The organism is Agaribacter flavus, from assembly GCF_042646125.1.
Taxonomy (GTDB): Bacteria; Pseudomonadota; Gammaproteobacteria; order Enterobacterales; family Alteromonadaceae; genus Glaciecola; species Glaciecola flavus.
In genome coordinates this window covers 453,978-471,559 of the sequence record NZ_JBHRSW010000004.1, presented here as the reverse complement: position 1 = coordinate 471,559, position 17,582 = coordinate 453,978, and the positions used below count along the sequence as shown (strand labels likewise).

The 17,582-nt window shown below is 44.5% G+C and carries 19 protein-coding genes; 18 read left to right on the top strand and 1 reads right to left on the bottom strand.

What is annotated here, in order from left to right; all coding sequences use genetic code 11:
• Nucleotides 1-11 precede the first annotated feature (11 nt).
• The 8 genes from fliL to flhB are packed head-to-tail and all read left to right on the top strand — an operon-like array spanning nucleotide 12 to nucleotide 5,531.
• Nucleotides 12-533: a flagellar basal body-associated protein FliL gene (fliL, locus tag ACFOHL_RS02120; protein WP_376918541.1), complete on the top strand. Its 522-nt coding sequence runs from the start codon at nucleotides 12-14 to the stop codon at nucleotides 531-533.
• A gap of 31 nt (nucleotides 534-564) precedes the next feature.
• Nucleotides 565-1,644 (top strand): flagellar motor switch protein FliM, encoded by a 1,080-nt coding sequence (gene fliM / locus ACFOHL_RS02115; RefSeq protein ID WP_376918540.1) that lies wholly within the window; start codon nucleotides 565-567, stop codon nucleotides 1,642-1,644.
• Nucleotides 1,645-1,646: 2 nt separating this feature from the next.
• Nucleotides 1,647-2,060 (top strand): flagellar motor switch protein FliN, encoded by a 414-nt coding sequence (fliN, locus tag ACFOHL_RS02110; RefSeq protein WP_376918539.1) that lies wholly within the window; start codon nucleotides 1,647-1,649, stop codon nucleotides 2,058-2,060.
• A complete protein-coding gene (gene fliO / locus ACFOHL_RS02105) occupies nucleotides 2,020-2,538 on the top strand; it encodes a flagellar biosynthetic protein FliO (protein WP_376918538.1) in 519 nt (172 codons plus the stop codon). The genes fliN and fliO overlap by 41 nt, the downstream gene beginning before the upstream one ends.
• A complete protein-coding gene (fliP, locus tag ACFOHL_RS02100) occupies nucleotides 2,531-3,295 on the top strand; it encodes a flagellar type III secretion system pore protein FliP (protein WP_376918537.1) in 765 nt (254 codons plus the stop codon). The genes fliO and fliP overlap by 8 nt, the downstream gene beginning before the upstream one ends.
• Nucleotides 3,296-3,298: 3 nt before the next feature.
• Nucleotides 3,299-3,568, top strand: a complete 270-nt coding sequence (gene fliQ, locus ACFOHL_RS02095) for a flagellar biosynthesis protein FliQ (protein WP_376918536.1) — start codon at nucleotides 3,299-3,301, stop codon at nucleotides 3,566-3,568.
• 9 nt (nucleotides 3,569-3,577) lie between these two features.
• Complete coding sequence (gene fliR / locus ACFOHL_RS02090; protein ID WP_376918535.1) at nucleotides 3,578-4,372, top strand: flagellar biosynthetic protein FliR; 795 nt, start codon at nucleotides 3,578-3,580, stop codon at nucleotides 4,370-4,372.
• Nucleotides 4,373-4,400: 28 nt separating this feature from the next.
• On the top strand, nucleotides 4,401-5,531 hold the full coding sequence (gene flhB / locus ACFOHL_RS02085) for a flagellar biosynthesis protein FlhB (RefSeq protein ID WP_376918534.1): 1,131 nt from the start codon (nucleotides 4,401-4,403) through the stop codon (nucleotides 5,529-5,531).
• Between the two features lie 181 nt (nucleotides 5,532-5,712).
• Here the strand turns inward: flhB and ACFOHL_RS02080 are convergent, their stop codons facing one another.
• The gene (locus tag ACFOHL_RS02080; RefSeq protein WP_376918533.1) at nucleotides 5,713-6,174 is read right to left on the bottom strand and encodes a hypothetical protein; all 462 of its coding nucleotides are present in this window, start codon (nucleotides 6,172-6,174) and stop codon (nucleotides 5,713-5,715) included.
• Between the two features lie 154 nt (nucleotides 6,175-6,328).
• Between ACFOHL_RS02080 and flhA the strand changes: the two genes are divergently transcribed.
• The 10 genes from flhA to ACFOHL_RS02030 all read left to right on the top strand — a co-directional run bounded on the left by flhA (nucleotide 6,329) and on the right by ACFOHL_RS02030 (nucleotide 17,421).
• Entirely contained in the window at nucleotides 6,329-8,428 is a 2,100-nt protein-coding gene (gene flhA, locus ACFOHL_RS02075; RefSeq protein WP_376918532.1) for a flagellar biosynthesis protein FlhA, read from the top strand.
• 32 nt (nucleotides 8,429-8,460) lie between these two features.
• On the top strand, nucleotides 8,461-10,008 hold the full coding sequence (flhF, locus tag ACFOHL_RS02070; protein WP_376918531.1) for a flagellar biosynthesis protein FlhF: 1,548 nt from the start codon (nucleotides 8,461-8,463) through the stop codon (nucleotides 10,006-10,008).
• Nucleotides 10,005-10,856, top strand: a complete 852-nt coding sequence (locus ACFOHL_RS02065) for a MinD/ParA family protein (protein ID WP_376918530.1) — start codon at nucleotides 10,005-10,007, stop codon at nucleotides 10,854-10,856. Before flhF ends, ACFOHL_RS02065 begins: the two co-directional genes overlap by 4 nt.
• A gap of 10 nt (nucleotides 10,857-10,866) precedes the next feature.
• Nucleotides 10,867-11,595: an RNA polymerase sigma factor FliA gene (locus ACFOHL_RS02060; protein ID WP_376918529.1), complete on the top strand. Its 729-nt coding sequence runs from the start codon at nucleotides 10,867-10,869 to the stop codon at nucleotides 11,593-11,595.
• Nucleotides 11,596-11,633: 38 nt separating this feature from the next.
• Nucleotides 11,634-12,017 carry a chemotaxis response regulator CheY gene (gene cheY, locus ACFOHL_RS02055; RefSeq protein WP_284216993.1) on the top strand — a complete coding sequence of 128 codons (384 nt, stop codon included), beginning with the start codon at nucleotides 11,634-11,636 and terminating at the stop codon, nucleotides 12,015-12,017.
• 26 nt (nucleotides 12,018-12,043) lie between these two features.
• On the top strand, nucleotides 12,044-12,805 hold the full coding sequence (locus ACFOHL_RS02050) for a protein phosphatase CheZ (RefSeq protein WP_376918528.1): 762 nt from the start codon (nucleotides 12,044-12,046) through the stop codon (nucleotides 12,803-12,805).
• Nucleotides 12,806-12,817: 12 nt separating this feature from the next.
• Complete coding sequence (locus ACFOHL_RS02045; protein ID WP_376918527.1) at nucleotides 12,818-15,100, top strand: chemotaxis protein CheA; 2,283 nt, start codon at nucleotides 12,818-12,820, stop codon at nucleotides 15,098-15,100.
• A 303-nt stretch (nucleotides 15,101-15,403) separates the two neighbouring features.
• Complete coding sequence (locus ACFOHL_RS02040) at nucleotides 15,404-16,168, top strand: ParA family protein (RefSeq protein WP_376918526.1); 765 nt, start codon at nucleotides 15,404-15,406, stop codon at nucleotides 16,166-16,168.
• A gap of 3 nt (nucleotides 16,169-16,171) precedes the next feature.
• Nucleotides 16,172-16,846 carry a chemotaxis protein CheW gene (locus ACFOHL_RS02035; RefSeq protein WP_376918525.1) on the top strand — a complete coding sequence of 225 codons (675 nt, stop codon included), beginning with the start codon at nucleotides 16,172-16,174 and terminating at the stop codon, nucleotides 16,844-16,846.
• An 83-nt stretch (nucleotides 16,847-16,929) separates the two neighbouring features.
• Nucleotides 16,930-17,421 carry a chemotaxis protein CheW gene (locus ACFOHL_RS02030; protein WP_376918524.1) on the top strand — a complete coding sequence of 164 codons (492 nt, stop codon included), beginning with the start codon at nucleotides 16,930-16,932 and terminating at the stop codon, nucleotides 17,419-17,421.
• Nucleotides 17,422-17,582 lie beyond the last annotated feature (161 nt).

Here is a 17,582-nt window from a genome sequence, read left to right as displayed (position 1 = left end):
AAGGCAAGCTAATGGCTGAAGAAGATTTAAAAACTGACGAAGAAGGCGGTAAAAAGAAAAGCAAATTGATGTTGATTATCATCATTGTTGTTGTCTTGCTTTTAGGTGGCGGTGCGGGTGCGTATTTCTTTTTAATGGGGGGAGAGGAACCTGTCGCTGAAGGTGAAACTGCCACTAGTGCTGAAGGTGGCAGCAGTGCGCCGCAAAACAAAGGACAAGCGATATATGTGGCGATGCCTCGCCCGTTTCAGTTTAACTCACCGGGAGTCGCCCGAGAGCGTTTAGTGCAGATTGAAGTGCAGTTAATGGTAAGGGGAGAAGATAACTCTGACCGAGCCAAAAAGCACATTCCGATGATTGAAAGTAATTTATTGCAAGTGTTCAGCGCTTCAAGTGCCGACGAGTTGGTGACAGAGCTGGGCAAAAAGAATTTACGCGACAAGTCTACTGCGCAGGTTCGCCAAGTCATGAATGACCTAGAGGGGAATCCCGTGGTCGAACAAGTATTGTTTACCGGTTTTGTCATTCAATAAATAGAGTAATTAGACAAAGGTTGTCATTAACGTGAGCGATTTACTATCACAAGACGAAATTGACGCGCTACTTCACGGAGTAGACGACGTTGAGGAAGAAGAAGTTGAAGAGGTCGAGCATGACGGATCGGCGCTCGAATATGATTTTTCGTCTCAAGACCGTATTGTACGGGGTCGGATGCCGACATTGGAGTTGGTCAATGAGCGCTTCGCTCGCCACATGCGGGTGAGTTTGTTTAACATGATGCGCCGCTCGGCCGAAGTGTCGATTAACGGTATTCAAATGATCAAGTTTGGCGAATACATCCATACTTTGTTTGTCCCTACCAGCTTGAACATGGTTCGCTTTCGCCCATTAAAAGGTACGGGTTTGATCACCATGGAAGCTCGACTGGTTTTCATTATGGTGGATAACTTCTTTGGTGGTGATGGCCGTTATCATGCAAAAATCGAAGGGCGCGAGTTTACACCTACCGAGCGCAGAATTATCCAGATGCTGCTGAAATTAATATTCGAAGATTACAAAGAAGCATGGGCTCCTGTGATGGATGTATCTTTTGAATATTTAGATTCGGAAGTCAATCCAGCCATGGCTAATATAGTAAGCCCTACTGAAGTCGTGGTGATCAGTTCCTTCCATATTGAGCTAGATGGTGGTGGTGGGGATTTTCATGTATCACTCCCTTACTCCATGCTTGAACCCATCAGAGATATGCTTGACGCTGGTGTGCAAACCGATAAAGAAGACACCGATTTCAGGTGGAGTAAGGCACTGCGCGATGAGATCATGGATGTAAAAGTGGGGGTTTCCGTACACTTTTTAGATATCGACGTAAGCTTAGACAAATTAATGAGTTTTAAAGATGGTGACATTATCCCCATCAACATGCCCGAAGCGGTCACGGTATCTGTTGAAGAACTGCCTAGTTTTAGAGCAAAACTAGGTAAGTCCAGAGACGCTGTAGCACTGAAAATAACCGATAAAATTCCAAGACCCGTCTCTGTTAAGTCAGAACTCAACTCCTTCACCAAAAATGGCAAGGTTATTGATAGTGATGCTGAATTACAGGTCTTGGAAGAAGATTTAGCCAGTATATTAACGAGGATATAGCTATGAGCGAAGAAGAAGGCTTAGATGATTGGGGAGCCGCGATGGCTGAACAGGCCGAAGCAGAGGCTGAAGCAGAAGCGCAAGAGGCTGCTACTGATGATGCCGAGCTGGCTGAACTTGATGAATTGTCTGAAGATGTCATCACCGGTCATGATCAGAAAAAGCTCGACACCATTTTGGATATTCCCGTTACTATTTCGATGGAAGTGGGTAGAACCAATATCAGTATTCGAAATTTACTACAGCTCAACCAAGGTTCAGTTGTGGAGTTAGACCGCGTAGCCGGAGAGCCATTAGATGTATTAGTAAATGGCACGTTGATTGCTCATGGGGAAGTAGTAGTGATCAACGATAAATTTGGTATTCGGTTAACGGATGTTATTAGTCAAGTCGAAAGAATTAAAAAACTCAAATAAAAAAACACTTAAAAAGCGTTATATAACAGTGTTTTATGCTGTTTTCATAACGCTTTTTTCCCTTCCAGCTCAAGCTGAAGATGCGGCCAAAGAGCTAACATCAACCAGTACTTTTATCTCTATCTTTTTGTCACTGTTGTTTGTCATCGCCATAATATTCGCGCTGGCTTATTTAATGCGACGGTTTAATGTCACTCAAGCTGGAAACGGTCAAATGCGTATGGTTGCTAGCATGATGGCAGGTGCAAAAGAAAAGGTCATGGTGATAGAAGTTGGGGATGAACAATATTTGCTTGGCGTGACGGCGCATAACATCAATCACTTGGCTACCTTAAATACGCCGCTGCAAACAAATAAATCTCAAACTGTTAATCAACAGAATTCTCAGCAAGGGTTTCAACAAAAATTAGTGCAAGCCATGGCACAGAGCATAGCCGGTAAATCGAATAACAATAAAAAAGGTGATAGCGATGTATAAAGGATTTGTCTCAATCATTCTACTGCTAGGCTTATTGCTGAGTGCTTCTGATGCGCTAGCTCAGCAGCAAGGTGCTATTCAAGCGGTGACGGTGACAACAAACGACGACGGCACTACCGATTATTCGATGACACTGCAAGCTCTCTTTATCATGACGGCTTTGAGCCTTATTCCGGCGTTTGTGATGATGATGACTTCATTTACTCGCATCATCGTGGTCTTGTCGATACTGCGTCAAGCGATTGGCTTACAGCAATCGCCATCAAACCAAATCTTAATTGGGGTGAGCTTGTTTTTGTCCATGTTTATTATGGCGCCGGTATTTGAAGAAATTAATGAAACAGCACTGCAACCCTACTTAAATGAAACGATGACATCTAAACAAGCATTTGAGGCCGCAAAAGCACCTATGCGTGAGTTTATGTTAGGGCAAACGCGTATTACGGATTTAGAGACCTTTGTCAAAATAGGCGGCTACGAAGGCCAATTTGCCGATCCTTCAGAAGTTCCCATGACGGTGCTAATTCCAGCTTTTGTTACCAGTGAGTTGAAGACCGCATTTCAAATTGGCTTCATGTTGTTTTTACCATTTTTAATTTTGGATCTGGTGGTCGCATCGATACTCATGGCAATGGGTATGATGATGCTGTCGCCCATGATTGTGTCTTTGCCATTTAAGTTGATGCTTTTTGTATTGGTTGATGGCTGGAACCTGATTTTTGGCACATTGGCAACAAGCTTTGGTATGGGGGTGTGAACATTGAGCCCTGAAATGTTTGTCGAACTATTACGCGAAGCCATGTTGCTGATAATCGTCATCGTGTCTGCAGTGATACTGCCTGGTCTTTTGGTTGGCTTGTTGGTGGCGGTTTTTCAAGCGGCTACCTCGATCAATGAGCAAACTATGAGTTTTTTGCCTCGTTTGGTGATTACCTTACTTGCCTTGAGTTGGGGAGGAAACTGGTTAGTGACAAAAATGATGGACTACACCAATAATTTGGTCAGTAGTATTCCCTCGGTCTTGGGCTAGCGATTACCCGTGGAGATATTGAGTAGCACGATCATGGGCTTTTTGGCTGATTATTTATTGGCCTTTATGCGGATCACCGGCATGTTTATTTCTATGGCGGGGATCAGTGCTCGAACTATCCCTACACCCGTAAGAAATTTATTGGCGATCGTTATTACTATCATGGTGTTGCCAACCTTAGAGCCGGTTAATGTGCCTGAGTTAGTCAGTGTCGGGACTTTTTTAGAAGTGATTAAGCAACTCATCATCGGTATTGGTATCGGCTTTATTTCTATGATGGTGATCAACACCTTTGTGTTGGCGGGACAAATTATTGCCATGCAAACAGGTTTGGGATTTGCCTCCATCGTTGACCCCATCAATGGGATCAACGTGCCAGCAGTGGGACAGTTCTATTTAATTTTGGCCACCCTGATATTCTGGACAGTCGATGGGCATCTCTTGATGCTGCAAATGATCATCCATAGCTTTGAAGCGTTTCCAGTCGGCGAGGGATGGTGGACACCCGAGCAATTTAAACAAATTGCGCATTGGGCTGGATGGATGTTCATCTCTGCGGTCACCATTGCACTCGCGCCCATTGTGTCCTTGTTAATCGTCAACTTGGCTTTTGGTGTAATGACTAAAGCCGCGCCTCAACTGAATATATTTAGTTTAGGTTTTGCGATCGCGCAAATTATGGGCTTAATCATCATTTGGATAACATTGAGCAACCAGGCACTGCACTTTGAACAACAGTGGATGCGTGCTCAGAACTTAATGTGTGGTTTGTTGGCAATATGCCCAACGACACCGTCCATATAACTGGGTAAAGGAGGCATGAGTAACGCAAATGGCTGATACTGATTCCTACGAAAAAACGGAAGAACCCACACCCAAAAAACTCAAAGACGCCCGAGAGAAAGGGCAGGTCGCGCGTTCAAAAGAACTCGCGACCACCTTAGTACTCGTGGCGAGTGCCTTTGCCCTTATTGCAATCGGATCGATGATTGCGTCTGCCATGTTCAGTATTACCAAACGTTCATTTACCTTATCCAGAGATGAGACTTACGATTACACCCACATGTTTCAGATCCTAAAAATGTCGATAACGGAAAGTGCTTTTCCGCTTGTCGCGTTTATGATTATTGCCATGATTGGCGGTATTTACGGTTCGATTGCTTTGGGAGGGTACAACTTTACATGGTCTTCTGCGGCGCCAAAAGCCAATCGGCTCAGCCCCAAGGCTGGGTTTAAACGTATGTTTGGGACGGATGCCTTGGTCGAGTTATTAAAAGCCATTGGCAAAGTTACAGTAATTATTGCCATGGCTTATATTTCTCTAATTATTTTTAAAGACGAAGCGCTACACCTCGATCTTGAGCAATACCCCATGAACCTGTTTCATGCTTTAGATATGATTGAGTGGGCTTTCTTATTGTTGTGCTGTGGCATGATCCCGATTGCGTTGATAGATGTGCCTTACCAAAGTCACAAGCACAACAAAGAACTGAAAATGACACTGCAAGAAGTGAAAGATGAGCGTAAAAATGCAGAAGGTGATCCAGCCGTAAAGAGCAGAGTGAGAAAACTACAATATCAATCTGCTGCTAACCGTATGATGCAAGATATACCTAATGCTGATGTCATCATTACTAACCCGACACACTATTCTGTCGCAGTACAATATGACCAAGACGGCGAACGCGCCCCTATTGTAGTAGCAAAAGGCATAGATGAACTTGCTATGCACATTCGTAAAATTGGTACTGCGAATGATGTGCCCTTGATTGCTTCACCTGCCCTTGCTCGCGCGATATATTACTCTACTGAAGTAAATCACGAAGTCCCGCAAAAGCTGTTTATGGCTGTGGCACAAATATTGGCATATGTTTATCAGTTAAAAGCCTTTAAAGCGGGCAAAGGTACAAGACCCAAACCACTGAAAAAGGACTTGCCAATTCCGCCTGAGTTACGCCGGTAAATAAGTAAACCAACGCCACATCTGAGCAATAAGCTCACCTTGTAGAGGGGAAAACCGCCATCTGAAAGTTTCAAAAGGCATGGATGCCTTTTGTTAAGCGGCCAAGGATGACGCAAAGCGGCTTTCAGATGGCGGTTTTCCCCTCTACAAGGTGAGCTTATTGCTCGGATGTGGCGTTGGTTTATTGGATATTTATCGTCACTGTGTACCCAATTTGGTAGCTTTGACCATTAGTAAGTGTTTGCAAGGTACGGATTTCTCCACCAATAAGAATATCGGCGGTATTGTTGCTGCCACGCGAGCGAATTTGTATTTGTTCACCATCTGTAAACGTCGTGGTTTGTGAGGCCGCAGTGACTTGCCCTGATACCAACAGAGACAAGTTGGCGGAATTACTCCCCGCCACTGATATAAACATTTCTGTATTCTTGGGCAAACTTTCGACCAAAATGCGTCCTAGGCTAATATCTGGACTAGATGCGTCACAGCTCCCAACTATATTACCCGTGTTGTCCAAGGTACACACGCTACCGGATTCGATCGGAATATCGCCAAAATTTAATGCATCGATTTCTATCGGCACTTGCGCGTAACAATGCGAGGTAAACAACATAACGGGAAGTATCATTAGCCGGTTTTGCATATCTGTTTTATCGAATGGCCTGTTTTTCCTACAAATTCTTCCCCAGTACATCGGCCTTATTGTATTTTTCTGTAGATATAGATTTTTAAAAGACTTCTGGCACGCTTGTTGAAATACCTCATGTATTCTCAAACAGTAGTCAAAATTTTGTTGTATGCAGTTAGCGAGTGTTTTTCAGCGAGTCGACAAAGACAGTGTAAAAAATTTCACCAGCGGACTAGGTGCACCTATCATTGTACTGGCATTGATGGGTATGGTGATACTGCCCATGCCAGCGTTTTTGTTGGATGTACTGTTTAGCTTTAATATCGCGCTTTCCTTGGTCATTATCCTTGTCTGTGTGTTTACCCAACGTCCTATTGATTTTGGTATTTTTCCTTTGGTGCTATTGGTGGCGACTGTTTTGCGACTTGCGCTTAATGTCGCATCGACGCGGGTTGTCCTCTTGGAAGGACACGAAGGTGGAGATGCAGCCGGTAAAGTTATTCAGGCTTTTGGCGAGGTAGTGATTGGCGGAAATTACGCCGTTGGTATAGTGGTCTTTGCGATTCTATTGATCATTAATTTTAAAGTCGTTACCGAGGGTGCAGGCCGTATTTCTGAGGTTAGTGCGCGTTTTACGCTAGACGCAATGCCCGGTAAACAAATGGCAATCGATGCAGACCTGAATGCCGGATACATCGACCAAGATGAGGCGCGTAAACGTCGCGAAGAGATCACCTCAGAGGCTGATTTTTATGGTTCGATGGACGGTGCGTCTAAATTTGTTAAGGGCGATGCAATTGCTGGCCTTTTCATCATGTTGATAAACATTGTTGGGGGTTTGTTTATTGGCATGTATCAACATGATTTAAACTTTGGTAATGCAATGGAAGTGTACACGGTGCTTACCATCGGTGACGGTTTGGTGGCACAAATACCATCACTACTGCTCTCTGTCGCCACTGCCATTATTGTGACGCGAGAAAACGATAGCCAAGAAATGGGCGACGAGATCCGCGAGCAACTCTCGAACAGACAAGCGTTGTACATCACTTCAGCCATTCTATTTGTTATGGGCATTGTGCCGGGTATGCCTCATTTTGCGTTTTTAAGTTTTTCTGCTGCAGCCGGCGGCTATGCTTTTTATAGAGATTGGCAAGCGAAAAAACTGGCAGAGGATGCGGCTAAAGTACAGACCTTACCCGATGTAAATACCGAAGCACAGGATGTGAAGGAGCTGACTTGGGATGACGTGCAACCCGTAGACGTAATTGGTCTAGAAGTGGGATACCGCTTGATCCCATTGGTGGACAAATCTCAGGGTGGAGAGCTACTCAGTCGAATTAAAGGTGTGCGTAAGAAGTTATCACAAGAGCTAGGATTTTTAGTGCCAGCGGTACATATTCGTGACAATTTAGATTTTGCACCTAGCAACTACACTATTTCGATGATGGGTGTCACCGTGGGCGAAGCCGAAATTAGCCATGACAATGAATTGGCGATTAATCCTGGGCAAGTTTTTGGCACGCTTGAAGGAACGCCTACCAAAGATCCGGCTTTTGGCTTAGACGCCGTATGGATACCAGCCAACCAGAGAGAACATGCTCAAACCATGGGTTATACGGTTGTCGATACAGCGACAGTTATTGCCACCCATCTCAGTCAATTACTTACCAATCATGCATACCAGTTATTGGGGCATGAGGAAGTGCAACAACTATTGGATATGTTAGAAAAAACACATCCTAAGCTTGTTGAAGGTTTAGTGCCTGATGTACTTGCTTTGAGTACGGTCGTAAAAGTCTTGCAAACCCTATTGTTTGAAGGTGTACCAATTAGAGATATGCGCACCATTGTCCAAACGCTCAGTGAATTTGGTCCCAAGAGCCAAGACCCCGAAGTTTTGGTGTCGGCATGCCGTATTGCTCTGAAACGTTTGATCGTACAAGAAATAAACAATGGTGAGCAAGAAGTACCTGTCATTACCTTGGCTCCCGATTTGGAACAGATGTTGCATAAGTCACTGCAGGCAGGTGGTGAAGATGGCGCTGGTATTGAACCAGGCCTGGCAGAAAAATTACAACAGTCTTTACTCGACGCGACACAGCAACAGGAGGTCGCAGGAGAACCGGCAGTATTGTTAACTTCAGGATTGTTAAGACCAGTATTGGCAAGGTTCTTTAAACAATCTGTCAGTGGTTTGCACGTGCTGTCTTATCAGGAGATTCCTGATGACAAACAAATAAAAATAGTGTCATCGGTAGGTCAATAAAGTGACGCGCCATACATACTCAAGAGGAAGTTATGAAAATTAGACGTTTTTTTGGCAAAGATATGCGAGAAGCGCTCAAACAAGTCAAAGATGAGCTTGGTGGTGACGCGGTTATAATGTCAAATAAGAAGAAGTCGAATGGCGTAGAGTTAGTGGCTGCGGTTGACCCTTCTGCTGCCAACCCCGATCCGGCACCACCGCTGAGTGCAAAACCTAGCTTTAGTGAGATCATCGGCAATGAAGAAAATGACAGTTTGCGAGCGTTGTTAGAAAGGCAAACGTCTAACGGGCAAACCGAATTTGCAACGAGTACTCATCAGAGTTACGAGACGAACAATAGGCAGCAAACCCAAGACATGCAGCAAGCGTCACCTAAACTTCAGGGGGCGGCAAACACTACTGAATTTACACAAAATACAGCGCGGAATGTCCATCAACAAGCTCAGACAAACTTTCAAGCGCGCAATATACCTAGAGAAAATACACCGACAGAAAACATACCCAGAACGACTTCGGCTAGAGAAAGCTTACTAAGAGAAAGCTTGCGAGCAGATGACAGCATGGTGCGCTCACCCGCCTTTAGTGAGTTGGGTGATGATGAAGATTTTGGTAATACGCAAGCGGCAAATTTAAGCCCACCGCCGAGTGTATTAGAGCCAGAACAGCTAGACAGCATTAGAGCAGAATTAGAATCAATCAAAAATGTTTTAAAGTTTCAGGTTTCAGAATTATCCGAAGAGCGCAAACGTCGCAACAATCCTGTACATCATTATCTCCATGAACAGCTAATAGGTATGGGGATCAGTGAGCAACTGTGTCAACAGTTTATTAATTTCTTGCCTCACCAGATTGACGAAAAAGAAGGTTGGAAGTATTTGCTCAATCTGCTGTCGAATCGCTTAGTTGTGGGTAGTAATGACATACTAAACCAAGCGGGTATCGTGGCATTAGTTGGTCCGACTGGCACAGGTAAAACGACAACGCTTGCGAAATTGGCAGCGAAGTATGCACAAAAATATGGATCAGATCAGGTTGCTCTGATAACCATTGATACATACCGAATTGCAGCGTTTGAGCAACTTGCTACCTATGGCCGTATTATTGGTTGTAGCGTGAAAAAGGCACAAAATGCTGATGAGCTAAATCAGATTCTCTACCAAATGCGCAATAAGCGTTTAATTCTGATTGATACAGCAGGGTTCAGTCAGCGAGATGCGAGACTCATAGAGCAATTAAATGAGTATGAAAATGGTTTATCCGTAGATATCAAAAAGTATCTAGTGTTGCCTGCAGGCTCTCAATACAAAGTGCTAAATGAAACAGTAAAAACATACAGCCACACAGATATTCGCGGTTGCATTTTCTCCAAGCTGGACGAATGTTACAGCTTGGGCGAGGCATTGAGTGTTGTGATTGAAAATGATTTATCATTGAGCTATGTTACAGATGGTCAACGCGTTCCGGAAGACATCAAACTGGCTGACTCAGGTAACCTGACACTTGTCGCAGCTAAACTTTATAAAAAATATGGATTGCCTCAACAACCGCGTAATCCACTAGCGAGTGCTGGTGGTTTATGATGGTAGATCAAGCGAGTAGCTTAAGACGAATGAATCAGTCCAAACAGATTAAAGTAGTCGCAGTCACCGGTGGTAAAGGTGGCGTTGGCAAAACAAACCTTACCCTCAATTTGGCGATTGCCTCTGCCAAACGCGGATCCCGTGTTTTGGTCTTAGATGCGGATTTAGGCTTGGCAAACGTTGATGTCATGCTGGGTTTACGCGTGGATCGCAATTTATCACACGTCCTTTCTGGCGATTGCACACTCGATGAAATACTGGTCACAGGCCCACACGGTGTAAAAATCGCACCGGCTACCTCTGGTACGCAGTCCATGGCAGAACTCGGTGCCAGAGAGCACGCTGGACTAATACGCGCGTTTGGCGAATTGCAAACGCCTATCGATATGCTGCTGGTTGATACTGCAGCGGGTATATCAGACATGGTGGTCAGCTTTTCTCGGGCAGCACAAGACGTCATTATCGTAGTATGTGACGAGCCAACTTCACTAACTGACGCCTATGCACTAATAAAAATACTCAACCGCGAGCACGGCGTATTTAACTTCAAAGTTGTCGCCAATATGGTGAGGAGTGAGCGCGAAGGTCAAGAATTATTCAATAAACTGTCGAAGGTGACAGGGCGGTTTCTCGATGTAGCCTTAGAGCTAGTGAGCATCGTACCCTTTGACGAAAATGTGCGTAAATCGATACGCAAGCAAACAGCCATTGTCGATGCATATCCAGCTTCTGGAGCGGCGAAAGCCATCAATCAACTAGCGGAAAACGTCGCGTCGTGGCCTGTGCCGATTCAAGCCGGTGGGCATCTCGAGTTCTTCATCGAGAATTTAGTGTCTTTGCAAGACTAGGTAAGCAAAAGTGAGTAATAAAGTGACAGTATATCAACAGCAAATAGACAAAAATCAGCTTGTCGAAAGACACGCGCCGCTGGTTAAGAGGATTGCACACCACTTGATGGCAAGGTTACCTGCTAGTGTGTTAATAGATGACTTGATTCAATCGGGCATGATTGGCTTATTAGAAGCGGCTCGAAATTTTGATGGCTCTAAAGGAGCGAGCTTTGAAACCTTTGCAGGCATCCGTATTCGCGGAGCGATGTTAGATGAAATCCGCAAGGGAGACTGGACGCCGCGCTCAGTGCATAAAAATTCTCGCGCCATTACCGAAGCAATCAATACCGTCGAAAGAGAAACGGGGAGAGACGCGCGCGATAACGAAGTAGCAGAAAAACTAAATGTTTCTTTGCAAAGCTATCATCAAATGTTGAATGAGGTAAATGCCGGAAAACTCGTTGGAATTGAAGACCTTGGCGTATCTGAAGACGTATTGACGAACGAAGAAACCAAGGGATCTGACCGTCCTTTTGAAGAAATGATGCAAGGATCATTTCAGAAAGCGCTGGCTCGGGCGATAACTACATTACCAGAGCGTGAAGCGATTGTTTTATCGTTGTATTACGACGAAGAGTTAAATTTACGTGAAATTGGTGAAGTACTTGAAGTAAGTGAGTCAAGAGTGAGTCAAATTCACAGTCAAGCGATGCTTAAGCTCAAAGCTAAAATGCAATCGTGGCGTACGGCTGAATAGAGTTATACAGATAATATTATTCCACATTGGAGGTAGTTTTGGATAAGAATATGAAAATCCTCGTTGTTGATGATTTTTCAACAATGCGGCGAATCATTAAAAACCTATTGAAAGATCTAGGGTTTACCAATATCCAGGAAGCAGATGACGGCAATACAGCGTTGCCGATGTTACAACAAGGCGATTTCGACTTTGTAGTGACCGATTGGAACATGCCCGGCATGCAAGGTATAGACTTGCTTCGCGCGATTCGATCAGACGACAAGCTAAAGCACTTACCCGTGTTAATGGTAACGGCTGAAGCCAAAAAAGAACAAATTGTTGCTGCAGCGCAAGCTGGGGTGAACGGTTATGTAGTTAAACCTTTCACAGCAGCAACGCTGAAAGAGAAACTGGACAAGATTTTCGAACGTCTAGGCTAAGCACATTACTAATAGAGGTTTAGGCTATGACAAACGAAACTGCCTTGATTTCGCTTGAAGAAGCGAAAGAACTTGTGGCCTATTTGGAAAGCGGCGACATTGGTTCAGCAAATGATATCGTTCACAGTGCGTCTTTGCGAGAATCGACAGAGTTGTTTTCTGAGGTAGGTAAACTGACCCGTCAACTGCACGATTCTTTAGTTAACTTTCAGTTAGACGAAAAGTTGACACAAATTACAAATACGGCCATTCCAGATGCACAATCTCGCCTTGAGTACGTCATTGAAGAGACGGAAAAAGCGGCCAACTCAACTATGGATGCGGTAGAGCGAAGTATGCCGCTTGCCGAACAACTCAACGACAGGCTAACTGGACTTATTCCAAACTGGAAAAAGCTCATGAATCGTCAGATCGAACTCGGTGAATTTAAGTCGCTTTGCTACGAGCTTGACGATCTACTCAGCGATGCGCAAAAGGACTCTGCGTCACTCAACTCAATGTTAACCGAAGTGTTGATGGCACAGGGTTATCAAGACCTGACTGGGCAAGTGATCCGCAGGGTTATCGAGTTGGTGAGTGAAGTGGAAGATGGCTTGGTCGAAATGTTGGCCACGTTTAGTGAAGAAACAGACGCAAACCAAGCTGCCAAAAAAGATAAAGCTCAACCTTCTGACAAATCTGACGATAAGGTTAAAGCCGAAGGGCCAATTCTCAACGCAGAAGGTCGTGACGATGTTGCGCAAAACCAAGATGACGTTGACGATTTGTTGTCTAGTTTAGGATTTTAGGGGAGACATTCAATGTCATTTGAGGTCGACGAGGATATTTTACAAGATTTTCTAGTTGAAGCAGGGGAGATACTTGAGCAACTCCAAGAGCAACTGGTTGATTTAGAAAATAATCCAGAAGATGCAGACTTGCTAAACGCGATTTTTCGCGGATATCACACGGTAAAAGGCGGCGCTGGATTTTTATCGTTGACCGAACTTGTAGACATTTGTCACGGTGCGGAAAATGTATTCGATATAATGCGAAACGGACAACGCACCCTTACTCCTGAATTGATGGATGTCATTTTGCAGGCAACCGATGTTGTTGTCGATATGTTTGAAAATGTAAAGGCGAGAGAGCCACTTGAAGCAGCGCCCGCAGAACTCATCGAAGTGCTGCACAAGTTAAGCGAGCCAGAAGTAGAAGGCGAAAACATTTTTGACACCGAAGAAACTGAGTCCGTTGAGGTAGTAGAAGAAGAGCAAGACGAAATTCAAGCAGAGGATACTGACGAGCCAGTTGTCGAGGAATCGTCCTCTGTGACACCTGCTAAAAGTGAATCTGAAAACGAATCTATCGAAGAAATTACTGAAGATGAATTTGAAGCACTACTTGATGAATTACACGGCGACGGTGCCCCCGGTGCCAAAAAACAAAGTGCTCAAACAGATAACACAGATACACAGACTGAAGCTAGCAAAGCTGAAAGTGCTACTAGCAACAGTGACGATATTACCGACGATGAGTTTGAAGCGTTATTAGACGAGCTGCACGGTGAGGGTCGCTTTGATGCTGGCAGTGAGAAACCTGCTGAAGCAGAAAACAAAGCAGCAAGCAAAGCTGGCGCTGATGACGAAATCACAGATGAAGAATTTGAGGCGCTACTCGATGATTTGCATGGCACAGGCAAAGGGCCAGCGGTAAAAGCAGAAAAACCTGCAGAGTCATCGCCCGATAGCGATAAGGTAAAAGGCGATAAAAACACAGCGAGTAGTCAAACAGAAAACAAACCTGCGGAAGAGACAAAAGCAAAAGCGAGCGCCAAGAAATCTGTCAAGAAAGAAGAAAAGCCTGCGCCGGCGAAAGCCGACGTGAAAAAGCCGGCTGCACCCGCTGCCGCTAAAAAAGCCGAGAATAAACCCGCTCCTGCTCAAGCAGAAACCACGGTGCGTGTCGATACCAAACGCTTGGATCAAATCATGAACATGGTGGGTGAGCTTGTGCTTGTCCGAAATCGCTTGTTGAGCTTAGGGATCAACCTCAACGACGAGAGTATGTCAAAAGCCATCGCGAATTTAGATGTCGTAACGGGTGATTTGCAAGGCGCGGTAATGAAGACAAGGATGCAGCCAATTAAGAAAGTATTTGGCCGTTTTCCTCGGGTTGTGCGGGACTTAGCGAGAACACTCAAAAAAGAAATTTCTTTGGTACTCGAAGGCGAAGAAACGGATTTAGACAAAAACCTTGTCGAAGCCTTGGCTGATCCTTTGGTTCACTTGGTCAGAAACTCCGTTGACCACGGTATTGAAATGCCAGACGATCGCGAACAGGCGGGCAAGCCTCGAATGGGAACCGTCAAATTAGCCGCCTCGCAAGAGGGCGACCATATCCTACTGACTATCGCGGATGATGGTAAAGGGATGGACGCTGAAAAGCTAAAAGAGATAGCGATCAGCAGGGGTGTACTGGATGCAGATTCTGCATCGAGAATGTCAGATGTCGAAGCCTTTAACCTTATTTTTGCACCAGGCTTTTCCACAAAAACAGAAATCAGCGATATTTCTGGGCGTGGTGTCGGCATGGACGTGGTTAAAACAAAAATAAACCAATTGAATGGTACGGTCAGTATCGATTCTAAATTGGGTGTTGGCACCACTTTAGAAATAAAAGTACCACTAACACTGGCTATCTTGCCTACCTTGATGATCGTCGTTGGCGATCAAACATTTGCCTTGCCACTTGGCTCGGTAAACGAAATCATCAATATGGACTTGAGCAAAACTAACACGGTCGACGGTCAGTTGACGATGATAGTGCGTTCAAAAGCCATCCCATTGTTTTATTTGAACGATTGGCTAAATCCAAATAAGCCGAGCAAAGACCGAGCCTTGGGGCATGTCGTTGTGGTGCAAATAGGCACGCAACAAGTAGGCTTTGTTGTTGATAGTTTGATTGGTCAAGAAGAAGTCGTTATCAAACCTTTGGATGCCTTGCTTCAAGGTACACCAGGCATGGCTGGCGCAACCATAACCTCCGACGGTGGTATTGCGTTGATACTAGATATTCCTAGCTTGTTGAAGCGTTACGCTTAAAACCTTACATAGATCTTTGCGGGCATCGCCTGCCTGCGTCTACCTTGAAAAATAGAGTGCACAGGCACTCTATTTGCGTATCTCGCGGATTGATTACGATGGGACGCTATTTGGACGTGCCAGCTGTTTTGCCGCAAAATCGCTGCTACTTCCAAGTCGCGTCCCAAGGTATGTTATTTATTTTAAGCCCGTAAAACATTGCAAACTTGGCCTAAATTTAGCTTGTATAAGGTGTTGTTGACGCTAAAACTGCGTGAAAATGCAGCGCAATGAGTAATAAAGTTGTACGGGAAACGAGCACAAATGCAAGTATGGACAGTGGTGAATCAAAAAGGTGGGGTTGGCAAAACCACAAGCGCTGCTTCTCTGGCAGGCAGCTTGATATCGCAAGGGTATAAGGTCTTGTTGCTTGATTTGGATCCCCATGCTTCGCTGAGCTATTACTTTAAAGTCGAGCAAAATTCCTCCCCTAACTTATATGACTATTTTTTGTCAGAAGCGGATACCGACGTATCAAAGCTTGTTAAGCAAACTAGGCATACTGCGCTTGATGTTTTACCCGCGATTGGCAGTATGGCAACGCTGGATCGGCAATTGGGGCAAGCAGAGGGGAAAGGTTTGGTCATCAAAAATCTTTTGGCACATGTGAAGAAACAGTATGATGTCGTTATTATTGACTGCCCACCGGTATTAGGGGTATTGATGGTGAATGGATTAATGGCCTGTAATACTGTGATTATCCCTACGCAGACTGAATATCTAGCGATTCGAGGTCTCAATAAAATGTTACAAACCCTAGATTTATTGGCGCCGATGATGACTGAAAAACCTGTCATAAAAATTGTAGCGACAATGTTCGATCGTCGTTTAAAAGCTTGTCAGCAAGCATACAAAGCGCTCAGACAGGAATTTAAATCGCTATTGTGGCAGGGCTACATACCAACCGACACTAAGTTTAGAGAAGCCAGCCAAAAAGGCTTGGCTATTTGCGACTTAGACGCGACAAGTAGAGGTAGCTTTGCCTATGAGAAACTATGCAATGATTTGCTAAAAGAACGCAGACAATAAACTATGCCCGAATCAAAAGAAAGCGACTTACTATCTTCTTATTTTAGTGCTTTGACGAGTATCCAAAGTACTGAGAGCGAGACTGACAAAGAAGCGCTATCACGCGCTGAAAAATTGCTTAAGCAAGCAAGTGTATCTGCTGATTTATCTGATAAAGAGCTTGATAGTAAAGATATTGGCACATCGGCCGAAACAATGGGTATACAGCTTGTTTCTGCACCAGAACTGTCGCTGGAAAAACGTTTACCCAGTACTTTTCAAGCATTATTTTTTGAAGTTGCGGGCATTAAGTTGGCGATTCCACTAGTTGAGCTAGGCGGCATCCACGAGATGAAAAAATTGACACCTCTTCCGGGTAAAGCAGATTGGGTGTTAGGTGTGCTGATTAAAGGCAGCGAAAAGTTAAACTGTATTGATACGGCAAAGTGGGTTATGCCCGAAAGGTACACTCAGCAACTGGCTGACTCTTTGCAATACAGTTATGCGGTGCAGTTAGGTAAAACTCCTTGGGTTTTAGCGTGCGAAGCACTAAAAGATACGGAAGAACTGTCGATAACAGATATTAAATGGCGAGACCAAACGGGCAGTCGCCCTTGGTTAGCCGGCATGGTTAAAGAAAAAATGTGTGCATTGATAGACGCTGAAAAGCTCGTCTGGTTATTAACGCAAAAGAGTTAGACGCTTAATGTTTTTGCACAATTAGCGACCTTGGGTCGTTAAAACACAAATATTACGGTAATTGTTATTACGGAGTAAATCAAATGTCAGAAGAAAGAGCCACTGCAACTGCATCAGATCCGAACGATGAGGTTCTTCAATGGGTCACTTATCGCTTAGACGATGAGACCTATGGTATAAACGTGATGCAGGTACAAGAGGTGCTTCGATACACAGAAATTGCCCCGGTACCCGGCGCACCTAACTATGTATTAGGCATTATCAATTTACGAGGCAACGTTGTCACAGTTATTGATACGCGCACTCGTTTTGGTCTTCCGTCTTCAGAGATTACAGATAATTCTCGTATTGTCATTATCGAATCTGACGAGCACGTGGTGGGTATTTTGGTTGATAGTGTCGCTGAAGTGGTTTACTTGCGTTCTTCTGAAATAGACAGCGCACCAAACGTTGGTACGGAAGAAAGTGCTAAATTTATCCAGGGCGTGTCAAACAGAGGCGAAGAGCTATTGATACTTGTTGACTTGAATAAATTACTCACTGATGAAGAATGGGACGACGTACTCAGCATGTAGTTTGTCGTTTTATCTGGTACTTTTTTATTCCCTCAATAGTATTCAAGACATCCGAAACAGAGTTAAAACAGGCTCAAAGGAAGAGGCGGGAGAGGAAGGCAGTAACCAGAACAAAAAACGCTGCGAGTACATCCCTGTCCGCTTAAATTTTTCTTCCATGA

Coding starts and splice junctions, on each gene's coding strand:
- ACFOHL_RS02030 (WP_376918524.1), top strand. CDS start 16,930: ATGTCAGAAGAAAGAGCCACTGCAACTGCATCAGATCCGAACGATGAG.
- ACFOHL_RS02040 (WP_376918526.1), top strand. CDS start 15,404: ATGCAAGTATGGACAGTGGTGAATCAAAAAGGTGGGGTTGGCAAAACC.
- fliP (WP_376918537.1), top strand. CDS start 2,531: ATGTATAAAGGATTTGTCTCAATCATTCTACTGCTAGGCTTATTGCTG.
- ACFOHL_RS02080 (WP_376918533.1), bottom strand. CDS start 6,174: ATGCAAAACCGGCTAATGATACTTCCCGTTATGTTGTTTACCTCGCAT.
- fliN (WP_376918539.1), top strand. CDS start 1,647: ATGAGCGAAGAAGAAGGCTTAGATGATTGGGGAGCCGCGATGGCTGAA.
- flhB (WP_376918534.1), top strand. CDS start 4,401: ATGGCTGATACTGATTCCTACGAAAAAACGGAAGAACCCACACCCAAA.
- flhF (WP_376918531.1), top strand. CDS start 8,461: ATGAAAATTAGACGTTTTTTTGGCAAAGATATGCGAGAAGCGCTCAAA.
- ACFOHL_RS02065 (WP_376918530.1), top strand. CDS start 10,005: ATGATGGTAGATCAAGCGAGTAGCTTAAGACGAATGAATCAGTCCAAA.
- ACFOHL_RS02035 (WP_376918525.1), top strand. CDS start 16,172: ATGCCCGAATCAAAAGAAAGCGACTTACTATCTTCTTATTTTAGTGCT.
- fliO (WP_376918538.1), top strand. CDS start 2,020: ATGTTATTAGTCAAGTCGAAAGAATTAAAAAACTCAAATAAAAAAACA.
- flhA (WP_376918532.1), top strand. CDS start 6,329: ATGCAGTTAGCGAGTGTTTTTCAGCGAGTCGACAAAGACAGTGTAAAA.
- fliL (WP_376918541.1), top strand. CDS start 12: ATGGCTGAAGAAGATTTAAAAACTGACGAAGAAGGCGGTAAAAAGAAA.
- ACFOHL_RS02045 (WP_376918527.1), top strand. CDS start 12,818: ATGTCATTTGAGGTCGACGAGGATATTTTACAAGATTTTCTAGTTGAA.
- ACFOHL_RS02050 (WP_376918528.1), top strand. CDS start 12,044: ATGACAAACGAAACTGCCTTGATTTCGCTTGAAGAAGCGAAAGAACTT.